At 69.8% G+C, this 12,867-nt stretch carries 11 protein-coding genes; 6 read left to right on the top strand and 5 right to left on the bottom strand.

Features of this window, described 5'->3' with window-relative positions; translation table 11 throughout:
• The first annotated feature begins 5 nt into the window (after positions 1-5).
• Together ACIBNE_RS05710 and ACIBNE_RS05715 are read left to right on the top strand one after the other, a co-directional pair.
• The gene (locus ACIBNE_RS05710) at positions 6-971 is read left to right on the top strand and encodes an MBL fold metallo-hydrolase (RefSeq protein ID WP_399269866.1); all 966 of its coding nucleotides are present in this window, start codon (positions 6-8) and stop codon (positions 969-971) included.
• A gap of 122 nt (positions 972-1,093) precedes the next feature.
• Positions 1,094-1,858, top strand: a complete 765-nt coding sequence (locus tag ACIBNE_RS05715) for a GNAT family N-acetyltransferase (protein WP_399270094.1) — start codon at positions 1,094-1,096, stop codon at positions 1,856-1,858.
• Between the two features lie 238 nt (positions 1,859-2,096).
• Here ACIBNE_RS05715 and ACIBNE_RS05720 read toward each other — a convergent pair whose 3' ends face one another.
• Positions 2,097-5,207, bottom strand: a complete 3,111-nt coding sequence (locus ACIBNE_RS05720) for an AfsR/SARP family transcriptional regulator (RefSeq protein ID WP_399269868.1) — start codon at positions 5,205-5,207, stop codon at positions 2,097-2,099.
• 804 nt (positions 5,208-6,011) lie between these two features.
• Between ACIBNE_RS05720 and ACIBNE_RS05725 the strand changes: the two genes are divergently transcribed.
• Positions 6,012-7,367 (top strand): NB-ARC domain-containing protein, encoded by a 1,356-nt coding sequence (locus tag ACIBNE_RS05725; protein WP_399269870.1) that lies wholly within the window; start codon positions 6,012-6,014, stop codon positions 7,365-7,367.
• Between the two features lie 102 nt (positions 7,368-7,469).
• Here the strand turns inward: ACIBNE_RS05725 and ACIBNE_RS05730 are convergent, their stop codons facing one another.
• Entirely contained in the window at positions 7,470-7,964 is a 495-nt protein-coding gene (locus ACIBNE_RS05730) for a hypothetical protein (protein WP_399269872.1), read from the bottom strand.
• A 483-nt stretch (positions 7,965-8,447) separates the two neighbouring features.
• On the opposite strand from ACIBNE_RS05730, the gene ACIBNE_RS05735 reads away from it, so the two are divergent.
• Both ACIBNE_RS05735 and ACIBNE_RS05740 read left to right on the top strand, forming a co-directional pair.
• Positions 8,448-8,885: a hypothetical protein gene (locus tag ACIBNE_RS05735; RefSeq protein WP_399269874.1), complete on the top strand. Its 438-nt coding sequence runs from the start codon at positions 8,448-8,450 to the stop codon at positions 8,883-8,885.
• 250 nt (positions 8,886-9,135) lie between these two features.
• The gene (locus tag ACIBNE_RS05740) at positions 9,136-9,741 is read left to right on the top strand and encodes a hypothetical protein (protein WP_399269876.1); all 606 of its coding nucleotides are present in this window, start codon (positions 9,136-9,138) and stop codon (positions 9,739-9,741) included.
• Positions 9,742-9,750: 9 nt separating this feature from the next.
• Here the strand turns inward: ACIBNE_RS05740 and ACIBNE_RS05745 are convergent, their stop codons facing one another.
• The 3 genes from ACIBNE_RS05745 to ACIBNE_RS05755 form a co-directional block, all read right to left on the bottom strand.
• Complete coding sequence (locus ACIBNE_RS05745) at positions 9,751-10,200, bottom strand: sel1 repeat family protein (protein WP_399269878.1); 450 nt, start codon at positions 10,198-10,200, stop codon at positions 9,751-9,753.
• A 321-nt stretch (positions 10,201-10,521) separates the two neighbouring features.
• Complete coding sequence (locus ACIBNE_RS05750; RefSeq protein ID WP_399269880.1) at positions 10,522-11,094, bottom strand: dihydrofolate reductase family protein; 573 nt, start codon at positions 11,092-11,094, stop codon at positions 10,522-10,524.
• 64 nt (positions 11,095-11,158) lie between these two features.
• Positions 11,159-11,704: a dihydrofolate reductase family protein gene (locus ACIBNE_RS05755; protein WP_399269882.1), complete on the bottom strand. Its 546-nt coding sequence runs from the start codon at positions 11,702-11,704 to the stop codon at positions 11,159-11,161.
• A gap of 180 nt (positions 11,705-11,884) precedes the next feature.
• Here ACIBNE_RS05755 and ACIBNE_RS05760 point away from each other — a divergent pair, with 180 nt between their 5' ends.
• The gene (locus tag ACIBNE_RS05760) at positions 11,885-12,817 is read left to right on the top strand and encodes a LysR family transcriptional regulator (protein WP_399269884.1); all 933 of its coding nucleotides are present in this window, start codon (positions 11,885-11,887) and stop codon (positions 12,815-12,817) included.
• The last annotated feature ends 50 nt before the right edge of the window (positions 12,818-12,867 follow it).

The following is a 12,867-nucleotide window of genomic DNA, read 5'->3' on the forward strand; positions in this document are numbered from 1 at the left end:
GCGACATGCGGGAGTTGGGGCGACGCGATGTGCTGCGAGGAGCGGCGACGACGAGCTTCGCGGTGTGGGACCACACACTGGTGGACGGCGGCGCGGCCGCCGGGGAGTCGCGGGTGCTGGGCCGCCGGGTCGGTGCGTACGAGGTCCTGGCGCTCCTCGATGCGCACGGCCCGTTCCCCGCGAAGCGCCAGGAAAGCTTCGGTGGTGCCTCGGCGGACGACTGGGAGCGGGCCGCCCGGATCGATCCGGTGGCGTTCGGCCCCGGCGACGCGTGGGAGCTGGCCTTCCGCTGCTACGCGGTCCGGCGGCCCGGCGGGCGCGTCACCCTGGTCGACACCGGGGTCGGTCCGGCCGGGAGCCCCGCGGCGGACTGGGCGCCGGTGCCGGGCCGTCTGCCAACCGTACTCACCTCTGCGGGCATCAGCACGGCGGACGTGGACACCGTCGTCCTGACGCATCTGCACGAGGACCACTACGGGTGGGTGGTGGGGGCGGATAGGACGCCGATGTTTCCCGGGGCCCGCCATGTGGTGCAGCGCGCCGAGACCGCCGCCCTCGCGGAGGGCGATACGGCGCTGTCGTACGTGGTCGCTCCGCTGCGCGCGGCGGGCCTGCTCCACGAGGTCGAGGGGCGGACTCGGTTGCTGGGCGGCGGGCGCGGCGGCACCGGGCGAGGGCAGGTCACCCTGGTGCCGACGCCGGGGCACACGGCAGGCCACCAGTCGGTCCTGGTCGAGGGCGGGTCCCGGAGCATCGTGGTCACGGGCGACGCGTTGGTGCACGCCGTGCAGTTGGCGAACCCGGCGGTGTCCTACCGCTCCGAGCGGGACGCCGTTACGGCCCGCTCCAGCCGGGAACGGCTGTTGGGCGACGCGCGGCGCCGCGAGGCCCTGTTGGCGACCGCCCATTTGAACCGCCCTTTCATCCCGGCACGAGAAGAGACGGGTGCAGGGAAGGGGACGGACCGCTGATCGGTCCGGGGGCGCTTCGACGTAGGGCGTGAGTCGAAATTGCATGCGATGTCCGTCCGGTCATGATGGGATCAATCGCTATGAACGATTACTTTCTCGACCAAGCTGACTTGCCGGACAGGATGGAGCGCAACCTGGCGGAACACGCCTGTCATCTGCACCGGAGTACAGCTGGTGCGACCGTCACAGAGGCTGATGACCTCCTGATCGCGGACAGCGGCCTAGACGACGACACGTTCAACATCGTCGCCGCGGCACGCTTCACCTCCGACGAAGCCACGGTCCGGATCACCGAGACCGCCGCGGCACTGGCTCTCACTGGCCGCAATTTCTCCTGGTGGGTGGGGCCGGCTTCGACACCGGCGGACCTGACCACCCGACTGACAGCGGCCGGTCTGCCGGTGTCCGAACGCGAGACGGCGATGTGGGCCGAACTGGACGACGCCCTGCCGCCTCCCGCCATTGCGGGCCTGGACATCCGGAGCGTGACCACACCTGAACAGCTCGCCGACTACGCCACGGTCCTCGCGGCGAACTGGAATCCGCCCGCCGAAACCGTCCGACGTTTTTTCGCCCAGGCCGCTTCGCAGGCGCTGGCCGCGACCTCCCCGGCCCGGTATCTGGTGGGCTACGTGGAGAACCGCGCGGTCTGCTCCGCCGAGGTGTTCCACCATGCGGGAGTCGCCGGTATCTACAACATCTCCACCCTGGCTGCCCACCGCCGACGCGGCTACGGCGGCGCCATCACGCTTGCGGCCCTCCGCACGGCCCGCGAGCAAGACCATCGCATCGCGGTCCTGCAGGCGTCGGCCGACGGCGAGCCCGTCTACCGCCGCCTGGGGTTCCGCTCCTGCGGCCAGTTCGTCGAGCATGCCCTCACCCCCTGAACCGTCATGACTCCACGGCCTGCCGTCCGCCATCCCTGAATGGCCGGTCACAGCCACTCATCGATGACCGCTACGAGGAGAGTCGCCTCGTAGCGGCCCGCGAGCTTGTCGTATCTCGTGGCAACTGCCCGGTGTCGAGCACTGTGGCGACGGGCGATGCGTTGGGCCGTTCGGACGCGTGCGGAACGGGTCGGTCGCGTACGGCTGCCGTCCCCCGCTAGAGGGGCGAGGCACCTGTTCAGTCGGTCGCAGAGGGGGTACGAAGGGCTGCTGCCTCGTTTCGGGCGCGTGTGGCGGCTGCTGGGGCACCGGCGAGTTCGTACGCCCTGCTGAGGGTGGTGAGGCCGACGGAGAGCCATGTCGTGGAGCCGATCTGTCGCCACAGCCGGACGGCCGCCTCGGCCCGCAGGAGGGCCGGCCCCGGACGCCCGGCGACGATCTGCGCCTCGGCCAGCGCGTAGAGGGTCGCCGCTTCGCCCCACAGGTTGCCGAACTCCCGGTAGGTCCACAGTGAACGCGCCAGCAGCAGACGCCCTTCCCCTTGAGACCCTTGACGGACCAGCACGTCCCCGAGCCAGCACGTGGCGTGCGTGGCACTGAGCCGGTCGCCTAGGCCCTCGCTGATGGCTGCGGCCCGGCGGAAGCAGTCGGCGGCTTCCGGGTAGGCGCCGCGTGCGCGGTGACTCTGCCCCAGGCACCGCAGCGCCTGGGCCTCGCCGGGACGGTAGCCCGCTTCGCGGCTCGCCCCGAGGCACCGGGTGAACTGCGCGACGGCCTCGTCGACGCGCCCCTGCTCCAGGTCGATGACGCCGATGCCGTTCGCCGCGTAGACGAGGCAGTTGACGTTTCCCGCTGTGTTGGCCAGTTCGACCGCACGGGTGAAGTGCTCGACGGCCAGGGAGTACTGGCCCAGCAGCCGATGGACGTAGGCCAGCCCGGCGGTGGCACTGGCCAGGTACGCGGGACCTTCACCGTCGGCGAGCTCCAGTGCCTGCTCGAAGTGGTGCAGCGCCTCGGGATAGCGGTCGAGGATCGTGGTGAGTTCCCCGAGACAGCGGTGGAGTTCAGTGGCGCTCCGCGTGCTGCCGCTGCTCAACGCCGCCTTGAGCGCCCGGCTTTGAAGCCGTTCCCAGTCGTCGAAGTGGCTGCCGATCTGGAAGAGGGTCGTCAAGGTGGTGGCCAAGGCCGCGGCCGATTCGATCTCCGCTCCGTCGAGCGTGTGGTCCGCCACCGTGATGAGGAACTGGCGCTCGTCGTTGAACCAGGCCAGTGGGTCCGTGAGGAGCTGAGCGGTGTCCGCGGAGGACGGCCGCCACGAAGCCAGCTCGGTGTGCGAGATGCCCTGGAAGTCGACGCTGAGACTGTCCGCGGCCAGGTCGGCGAGGTGCAGGCTCGCACCGAGCAGCCGGGACAGGGCGAGGGCGCGGTCCCGCAGTGACACTTCCCGCTCCGCCCGCTCCCGGCCCAGCAACCGCACCAGGTCGTGCAACCTGAAGCGCATCCCGGCGCCGCCTCGGGCGCTGCTCTCCACCAGATGGACCTCGACCAGGTCGTCCAGTACGGCCTCCGCACGGCGCAGGTCCACGTCCAGCACGGCGGCCAGGGCCCAGGCGGCGAAGTCGGTGCCGGGCAGGGTGGCGAGCATGCGCAGCGCGTGACGGCTCGTGGGGGACATCGCCTGGTACGTCAGCTCAAGGCTGGCGCGCACCGCGATGTGGCCCACGGCCAGTTCGTCGAGCTTGCGCTGCTCGTCGGCCAGTGCGCGCGCGACCTTCCCGAGCGGCCAGTGCGGCCGTGCGGCCAGCCGTGCGCCGGCGACCCAGACCGCGAGGGGCAGGTTCTCGCAGGTGTCGACGATGGCTCGGGCCGCTTCGGGCTCCGCGGCGACGCGCTCACCGCCGAGCATCCCGCGCAACAGGTCGAGCGCGGTGGCCGGGCCCAGGGTCCCGAGAGGAAGCCGGTGACCGTCCAGGCCCGCCAGCGTGGTGCGGCTGGTGACGACGGAAGCGCAGTGCGCTCCGCTGGGCAGGAGGTGGCTCACCTGCTGGACGTCGGCCGCGTTGTCCAGCACGACGAGCGTCCTGCGCTGGGCCAGCACGGTGCGGTAGAGGTGTACCCGGCCGGTGAGGTCAGGCGGAACCGCCCCGCCCCGTACGCCGAACGCCCGCAGGAAGGCGCCCAGGACCGTGAACGGCTCGACCCGCTCGCCGCCGAAGGCCCGCAGGTCCACGTAGAGTTGACCATCGGGGAACCGCGACGCCAGGACGTGTCCGGCGCGCACGGCCAAAGCCGTCTTGCCGACCCCGGCCGCGCCCGTCACCAGCAAGGTCACCGGTCCCGGAGTCTCCTGCCGCAGGATCCGGCAGGCGCGGGCCGTCTCGTCCTCGCGGCCCACGAACAGGGTCGGCCCGGGTGGCAGCAGGCGGGGCAGAGACTGCTGCCCGTTCGCCTGTCCCCGCTCCTCGGCGCCGCCCGCGCGGGAGTCGTCCAACCGGTCCGCCGTGCGGGAGGGCTGCTCCGGCTCCTCGGCGACATCACTCGTCGCGCGGCCTTCCGGTGGGCGGGCGTCGGTGGAGGCGTCGGCGGAGGCGTCGGCACCGGGAGGGGCGAGAGCCGGGGCGGCCGTGAGGATCTGCTGGTGGAGCCTGCTCAGTGAGGGACCCGGATCGGTGCCGAGTTCCCGCACCAGACGGCGGCGTTGCACGTCGTAGTGACGCAGGGCGTCGGCGGCCCGTCCGCTGCGGTAGAGGCCCAGCATGAGTTGCGCGGCCGCCCGCTCGTCCAGGGGGTGCTGATCGGCGAGGGAGGTGAGCTGTGCCAGTAGCTCCCCGTGACGGCCGAGGCTCAGCAGTACGTCGTGGTAGTCCAACGTGGCGGCGAAACGCTCCTGCAGCAGCCCTTCGCGCAACGTGCCGAACCAGGAGGCGTCGCTCCCCGTGAAGGGCTCGCCCTGCCAGAGCTCCAGGGCCTTCTCGAAGAGTTCCGCGGCACGACGGGCGTGCTCGTCGGCGCGGGCCCGTTTGACCAGGTCCCGGAACAGGTGCAGGTCGACCGCGGCACGGTCCACCAGCAAGGCGTAGCCGCCGGAGCGCCGTGAGATCGACGCCTCCTCGTCCGCCGGAGCCAAGGCCTTCCGCAGACGGGACACATAGCCGTACAGAGTGCCCTTGACGCGCTGTGGTTCACGCTCGCCCCACACCCGGCTGACGAGCTGGTCCACCGAGACCGTTCGCGGAGTTTCGACCAGCAGGGTGGCCAGAACGGAACGCTGCTGCGCGGGGCCGAGATCGAGTGCGGCGTCGCCGATGTGCGCAGAGATGTCACCGAGCACCCGGAACTCGACCGCCATCACACCTCCCGCACTTGCCCGCGCGAGCTCTCAGCTTGCCGAACCGATCCCCACCGGCCTATTCCAGATCGCGCCAAGGTTCCGACAAGACTGGCCGGGCACGGTTCACCCAAGGCTCGACAGGGTCCGGAGCGGCGGCGGAGCGGGAGTCCGTACGAATGACCGCGAGCACGCGCTCCGACGAGACAAGACAAGACGAGACAAGAGGCCCACGTCCCGAAAGGAATGCCAGGACATGACGGTCTGTCGCCGTCCGATTTCCTCCTCAGCGGTCCTCGCCCTCCTGGGCGGACCACGAGCCTGCCTGCCGCGGGCCGCGGCGTCAGCTGCTTGCTGTCGGTTGGGAATTCCTCAAGTGCCGTGAAGTCCCCGCAGAATTCGCTCAATTCCTGCTACGGCGCGGGAGTCGCCGAGGACGGCGTTTTCGGTAACGCTACCCGGACGGCGCTCAAGCGCGCGCAGTCCAGCGAGGACAGAGCGCGGACGGAGTGTACGGACCGCGCACCCGGGACGCTCTGTACTGGCGGATCACCGGATTCGCCTGCGGCCGGGTGGACGGGCCGGGCGGCTTGTAGTCGGACCGGGCCGACGGTGCCGCTGTACGACGGTCGGCCACCGGGGGTTCCCTACCGGCACCTACCGGGTCCGCTCCCAAGCCCCGGCGGCCGCTGGCCATTTGGGCGAGCGGGGGAACGCGCCGGAGTCGAGGCCGCACGTGCCACCAGCGGCCTCGACTCCGGCGCGTCCGCGTGTCCGGATCCAAGAGACCACGGCAACCAGCGCACAGCGACAGAGGGGCAAGCGATGACCGCCTTGCAAGCGATCGATGTCGATCCCCGCGACATCCGACACCGGGACGAGTTCGTCGCGCAGTTGCGCCGACTCAAATCCCGCACCGGGCTGTCGTACCGCGACATCGAACGGCACGCCCGCCGCCGGGGTCACATCCTGCCGTTGAGCACCGTCTACAGCGCGCTCAACCGGGGCACGCTCCCGCATGTGGATCTGCTCGCCGCGCTGCTCCTGGCCTTCGACCTGCCGGAGGGTGAAGTGGCCCGCTGGCTCGGAGCGCACCGGACGCTCACCGAAGAACCCGGCACGGCGGCTCCGTGCGGTTCGACAGGTGCTCCATGCCTGCTGCCTCCGATCCCCCTGCCGCTGATCGGACGCGATGGCGAAGTCGACGCCGCGGCGGCTTCGTTGCTGGAGCCGAACCGCGCACCGCGCTGTCTGGTCATCGCCGGGCCGGCGGGAGTGGGGAAGACGGCGCTGGCCGTCCACCTGGGACACAGACTCATCGACGACTTCCCCGACGGGCAGCTCTACGCCGACCTCGGCGGGTTCCACGAGAGCGCGGTGGATCCGAAGAGCGTCCTGAGCCTGTTCCTGCGCGCACTTGGCGCACACCCCTCGACGGTCCCCCGAGGCATGGACGGGCGGGTGGCCCTGTACCGGACTCTGCTGAGTCGACGGCGGGTGCTCGTGGTCCTGGACAACGTCGCCGAATCCCACACCGTACGGGCGCTGCTGCCCAACGGGCTCGAATGCCGGGCGGTGGTGACGACCCGCGCCACGCTCGCCGACCTCTGCGGATCCCATCTCTCACTGGCACCCCTCGGACCGGACGATGCGACGGCACTGCTCGGCCGCGCGGCCGGAATCGGGCGCGTCACCGGCGAGGAGGCCGCCGCCGACGAGATCGCGGCGCTGTGCGGCAACCTTCCGCTCGCTCTGTGCGTCGCGGGAGCCCGCCTGGCGGCCCGCCCCCACATGAGGTTGCGGGACATGGCGCGCGCCCTGTCCGACGAGGACCGCAGACTCGACGAACTCACTGTGGGCGACATCGCCGTACGCCGTCGCATCGCGTTGTCCTACCGGTTTCTCACGACCTCCGGTCGGCGGGCCCTGCGCCTGATGAGCATGTGCGGCGACGCGGAGTTCACCGGACGGGCAACGGCGGCACTGTTCGACGTCGGCCGAGCCGAAGCGGATCTCCTGCTCGATCAGTTGCTCGAACTCCACCTGATCGAAGCCCGCACGGCGCCCGGCGGCGGAACACGCTTCCACGTGTCCCCCCTGGTCGCGGCGTTCGCCCGGGAGCGGTCACTCGGGAAAGACGAGGACGGCCATCGGGGGACGTCCGCCACGCAGCGCAACTGAGCTGCAGACACCTGCTGGTACGACGTTCGTGTCCGCCGTACCGGCAGATGTGCGGCAGGGTGCGGCGGCCGGACCCCCGTGCCGGCCACCGCGGTCCCGCGCCTACCAGGGGAACCTGGCACTCGGGCTCATGTCCGTGCAGTACGCGGAACCGGTCGCGGGCTTCGCGTTGCCCAGGCAGACCCAGACCGACAGGTACGTGATGTAGCCGTCGAAGCCCCAGGTCGTGGCCCCGGGCGTGGTCGTGAAGTCCTCCGCCCGCATCTTCTCGAAGTCGCGACCGTCCTGGTACGTGCCCCGTACGTACAGCCGAGCCGCCACCCCGTCGCCGTTCACCAGGTCCTTGACCGAGTTCCAACCGGTGGTGGTCTCGAAGCGGCCCCTGTCGTCGATGCACCAACCGGTCTTCCCGTAAGCCGCGTTCTGCCCGTACCTGTTCTTGACGTACGCATCCGCGCCGTAGCAGACGGGGTAGGGGACCGTGGCCGCCGACGTCTCGGCCGTGCCGACCGAATCCGCCGTCGCAGGCACGGCCGAGGCCGACAGGGCCAGACCGAGCGCGGCGGCGACGCCTGTCAGGATCCTCGCGAGCTTCATCGCATCACCCTTCGACGATTCGATGCCTGGCCAACGCGACGCGCACTCGACGCCGTGTGCCGACGTCCACGATCAGACCATGTGGGAGGTCGGGCGGGGAGTGGCGGAGGCGTGCGAGGGTGTTCGAAACCGTGCGCGGAACAGAGCGGAGGCCGCCCGACGACCTGTTCGGGTTCGAAGGCGTTCGCGCGGGCGGCAGCGTACGCGGGTGTGCCGGGCCGCCTGTTCCTCCTTGAGCCGCCGGACCCGCCGGAGTGTGTCCCGCTCCTTCAGCACCGTGCCGCGATGCCCCCCATTTCCTTGCCGGTACGAGTTTTGACGAGCCGGTACAAGAACCCGCCAAGGTGCCTCCAAGACAGGCCCGGCATGGTTTGAACCGCTGCCCCGGAAGTTCGGCGATCCAAGCCGTACGACCGAACGAGGGGCGGAAGCGAAGAGCTCGCTGAAGTTGTGTCGTCCCACACCGAGTTGAGGAGTCATCGCATGCTCAATCACGTTCAGAACCGCCTCAGGACCGTTGCGCGCTCCGCCGGTGTCGCAGCGGCGGGAGCCGCCCTGGCGGTCGGTGTCGGCGCCGGTACGGCCAACGCGGCGGCGTACAACTGGAGTGCCACGAACACCAGCGCGGACATCGTCGGCGCGTACGGGTGGGGCACTGTTGACCAGGCCGATCGGTTCTTCGTCGAGGTCAACGTCAGGGACACCGCGTCGGACAGCCACGGTGCCCGTGTGTACCTCAAGGCCACATACAACGACGGCGGGGTCCGAACCGAGAACCGAAGCGCGTCGGGCCTGAACGACGAGGACAGCTACACCTACAACTTCGCCGGCAACGTCATCAAGTTCGAGGTACAGGAGTGCCTCACCGAGGGCGGAGCCAAGTACCGCTGCGCCGGCTGGCACAAGATCTACCCGCGCTGACACCGATTCTCACCGGGCAGGCTCAAGGGCGGCCGGCGCGATGTCCGTTCTTCGGGCCGGTCGCGGAGTGCGCCACGTTGGGCGGCACGCCGATGTCGCCGTCGACGATGAGGTTGCACCGGACGGTCTTGCTCGTACGTCGGCGATTTCTGGCTGTTTCGGTGAATCCCTCCGTCTCTCGGCCTTCGGTGCGGCATTGTCGTGTCCAGGGGCGCCTGCGGACCGGGCGCGTGAGCGGGCGGAGGACACCGTGGCCGAGCAGGAAACCTGGACGTCTGACGAGTTCGGCTCCTCCCACGAAGGCTGGGTGGGAGTCCTCCTGGAGGACGGCACCGTCCCGGAGCCGGTCCTCTTCGTCAGCTCGTCCGGACCCGAAAGCCGGAGTGTCTCCCAGTGGAGCGTCTACAACGGCAAGCCGTTCTGCGGGCCCAGGGCCGCCGCACTGCGCGCGGTGTGTTCCTGCGGCTGGACCGGACCCGAGCATCGGCTGGACTGGGACGTGATCGGAGACCAGGACCTGGCCAGGGCCGCAGCCGACCCGGAGGGCACGTGCACGTTGGAGTGGGACCGCCACACCACGGATGTGGGGAAAACGGCCGTCCCCGTGCCCGAACCGATCCTCGCCCTCCTGGAGCGACTGGAAGGCGAAATCGAGGAACTCGCCAAGAGCGCACCGCTTGCCGCGCTCCGGGCTGTGCGCAGCATGGAGGTCCTCGCCGGGCGCCTCGCCCACTGGCCCGCGCACGACGTTCGGAACGGCATGACGGTCAAGCGGGCAGGCGACGCGCTCGGGCTCAACGAACGGGACACGAGGAAGCTCCTCGCCCGCTTCGGAAGCTTCAGCCCGTACTTCTGATGTGGTGGTTCAGAGCGGGTTGCTGCCGTCGATGTTGAAGCCGTGCCCCGGTCGGAACATCCTCTTGGCGAAGAAGTGGCCGTGACGGGCGGCCATTCGGAACCACGGCTCGGCCTCCGCAAGCCCGTCCCTCAGGTCGACGAGCCGCCCCATGTCCCACATGGCCTCCACGTCCCCCTGCTCGATCGCGGCCCGCAGCAGCCGCTCCGCTTCGGCGTGGTCTCCCTGGAGCTTGCGGAGCGAGGCGATGGCGCGCATGGCGCGCGGATCGCCAGCCTCCGCGGCGGCCTGTGCCTTCTCGATGCTGGGGAACTTCCTGCGGTTGCGCCGCCACCGCAGGAGCAGGAAGAGGACGCCGACGATCCACACCACCCAGCTCGCGTCGATCAGACCGTCGCTCTCGTACACCCAGCCAAGCACGCTCAGCACAGCGGCGGCGAGCAGCAACAGAAGCGCCATGGCGTTCCCCCGGAACTACGGCTACGTGGCCCGCGTAGACTAGAGCAACTGCCGTTACCTGTCAGCCTGGTTCGAGGTCAAAACGGAGTCCCCTGGCTGGCCTCTCCGGACTCTCCGGCCCCTCGGTCACCGGCGTCCTCGCCCGGCCCTGCGACGCGAGAGATGGAGCGGGTCGGCTCCGCGCCGCCGATTCGCGCTTGAGTCGACGGCGCCTTGCCCTGCATAGTGTGCACGCCAGGCGATACGATTCGTCTCGTCTGATGTTTCAGAGCTGTGGGACTTCCCCACGAACCGAGGAGCACTCCGTGCACGTCACCGCCGTCACCGTGGTGCGACCGTCGACGCCCCAGGGGCGGGCGCGGGTGCGTAGGTGAGGACCACGACGCCGGTGTCGAGCGTCTCGGTGCGGATGTGCTTCAGGCGGTGCTGGAGCCCATCGGTGGCGAGGGTTCCGCCGCCGGCGATCACCGGGTGCACCCAGAAGTGCACCTCGTCCAGCAGGTCGTGGGCGAGCAGGGTCCTGGCCACGGGGCCGAATCCGTACATGAGGATGTCGCCGCCCGGACGCTCCTTGAGCGCGGTGAGCGTCTCGACGGCCTCCTCCTGGGGGATGACGGTGGTGTCGCCCCAGTCGCCGCCCTCCAGGGACGAGGAGACGACGTACTTGTCGATGCTGTTCATCCGGTCGGCGAACGCGTCGGCACCGGCCCGCTCCGACCATGCGGACGCGAAGTTCACATAGGTCTCACGGCCCATCAGCAGGGCGTCGGCGGCGAACAGCAGCTTGTTCGCGTACTGCTCAAGGGCGTCGCTCCAGTAGTCGAAAGACCACTGGTCCAGCTTCTCGATGTCGCCGTCGAGGGAGACGTACGTGGAGTTGACGATTTTGCGCATGACGGTGAACGTCCTTTGCTGAGAAGGGATTTCCGAGGTGGGGTGGCCGGTCGGGGGCCGGAGGTCACGCGACTCTTGCCGGTCGGTAGTCGAGGACGACCGCGCCGGAGCTGAAGGCCGCCGTGCCCGCGAGCGTCCAGGTCCGCCCGGTTGCACCGGCCGAGAAGAGGTGCCGGCCGGTGCCGACGACCACGGGGTGCACGAAGAGCTTGAGTTCGTCCACGAGGTCGTGGGCGATGAGGTGGTCGACTAGGGTGACGCTGCCGTAGACGAGGAGGTCCTGTCCCGGTTCGGACTTCAGCTTGGCCACTTGTTCGGCGAGGTCGCCCTCGATGAGCACGGCGTTCCATTCCGCGCTTTCGAGGGTGGTGGTCGCGACGTACTTCGGGATGCTGTTCATGCGAGCCGTGAAACCGTCCGACTCGTCCCGGGTCGGCCACGAGGAAGCCATCTCCTCGTACGTGACGCGGCCCATCAGGAGCGCGCGACTCGCGAGCAACTGCCCGTGCTGGTACTTGGCGTGTTCGTCGTTCCAGAAGGGTCCCGTCCAAGCGGGTCCCTCGACCACGCCGTCCATGGACACGTACATCACGACGACGACCTTGCTCATGAGTGCTGCTCCGTTCTCGCGCGACCGAGGCGCGACCGATGTCCGCGTTCCTCGCGGACGACCGGGGAGGTTCGTCCGCCGAACGCGGTCGCACCAGGATCGGAGAACGGCGAACGCGCCGACAAGGCGGAAAGAGAGCACGCTCCGTTGAGCGTGGCTACACGAAGGAATGAGGAAGGCATGCTGGAGCGGCTTGAGTTGGAGGCTTTCCTCACGTTGGCCGAGGAGTTGCACTTCGGTCGTACCGCGGCGAGGCTCCACGTGACGACGAGCCGGATCAGCCAGACGATAAGGAAGCTGGAGCGCCGCGTCGGCGCCCAGCTGTTCGTGCGCAACAGCCGGAGCGTGACGCTGACCGAGGTGGGCGAGCGGCTGCGGGACGACCTGCTGCCCGCGTACGAGCAGATCGCCCTGGGCCTGGCGCAGGCGATCTCGACCGGCAGGGGCGTGCGGATCAAGGGAGTCGTACGGGTCGGCTGGTCCGGTGCGTGGTGCGGAAACCTCCTGGTGCGAGCCGCCGACCTGTTCCGGGTCCGGTATCCCGACTGCGAGGTCGAGATCCGGGAGGTCCAGCTCTGCGATCCCCTCGGAGGCATGCGCGCGGGCACCATCGACGTGCAGATGACCGAATTCCCCGTCGACGAACCCGACATCACCACCGGGCGGCTGATGTTCGCGGAGCCGCGGTCGTTGATGGTCCCGGCCGACCACCCGTTCGCCGGGAAGCGGTCCGTATCGCTCGAAGACCTCGCGGACGCCGTGCTGGTGACCCTCGCCGATGCCCACATCCCCCGTTACTGGATGGATCGCTACTTCCCCCGCCGGACGCCCTCGGGCCGCCCGGTCCCGCAGGGGCCCGCGACGCAGTACTGGCCGGAGGTCCTGGTCCATGTGGCGTCGGGTACCGGCGTCAGCACCGTCGCCGCCCGCGCCGAACAGTTCCACGCCCGGCCTGGGCTGGTCTTCGTGCCCTTCAGCGATGCCTCGACCATCGATTACGGCCTGATGTGGCCCACTGCGGGCAAGAACCCCCTGGTCCGCCCCTTCCTGGACATCGTCGACGAGATAGCTCCGCCACCGGCGGACGATGTGCTCATCGCGGCCGGGCGGTGACGCGCCGAGTCGGTGACCTGCTCGTGCTCAGGGGCCCGGTCGGTGAGCTG

It is taken from the genome of Streptomyces sp. NPDC050504 (assembly GCF_044458065.1).
Lineage (GTDB): Bacteria > Actinomycetota > Actinomycetes > Streptomycetales > Streptomycetaceae > Streptomyces.

Bases quoted from the DNA above. Each gene is read 5' to 3' on its own strand.
- ACIBNE_RS05710 (WP_399269866.1), top strand. From the start codon at position 6: ATGCGGGAGTTGGGGCGACGCGATGTGCTGCGAGGAGCGGCGACGACG.
- ACIBNE_RS05715 (WP_399270094.1), top strand. From the start codon at position 1,094: ATGGAGCGCAACCTGGCGGAACACGCCTGTCATCTGCACCGGAGTACA.
- ACIBNE_RS05720 (WP_399269868.1), bottom strand. From the start codon at position 5,207: ATGGCGGTCGAGTTCCGGGTGCTCGGTGACATCTCTGCGCACATCGGC.
- ACIBNE_RS05725 (WP_399269870.1), top strand. From the start codon at position 6,012: ATGACCGCCTTGCAAGCGATCGATGTCGATCCCCGCGACATCCGACAC.
- ACIBNE_RS05730 (WP_399269872.1), bottom strand. From the start codon at position 7,964: ATGAAGCTCGCGAGGATCCTGACAGGCGTCGCCGCCGCGCTCGGTCTG.
- ACIBNE_RS05735 (WP_399269874.1), top strand. From the start codon at position 8,448: ATGCTCAATCACGTTCAGAACCGCCTCAGGACCGTTGCGCGCTCCGCC.
- ACIBNE_RS05745 (WP_399269878.1), bottom strand. From the start codon at position 10,200: ATGGCGCTTCTGTTGCTGCTCGCCGCCGCTGTGCTGAGCGTGCTTGGC.
- ACIBNE_RS05750 (WP_399269880.1), bottom strand. From the start codon at position 11,094: ATGCGCAAAATCGTCAACTCCACGTACGTCTCCCTCGACGGCGACATC.
- ACIBNE_RS05755 (WP_399269882.1), bottom strand. From the start codon at position 11,704: ATGAGCAAGGTCGTCGTCGTGATGTACGTGTCCATGGACGGCGTGGTC.
- ACIBNE_RS05760 (WP_399269884.1), top strand. From the start codon at position 11,885: ATGCTGGAGCGGCTTGAGTTGGAGGCTTTCCTCACGTTGGCCGAGGAG.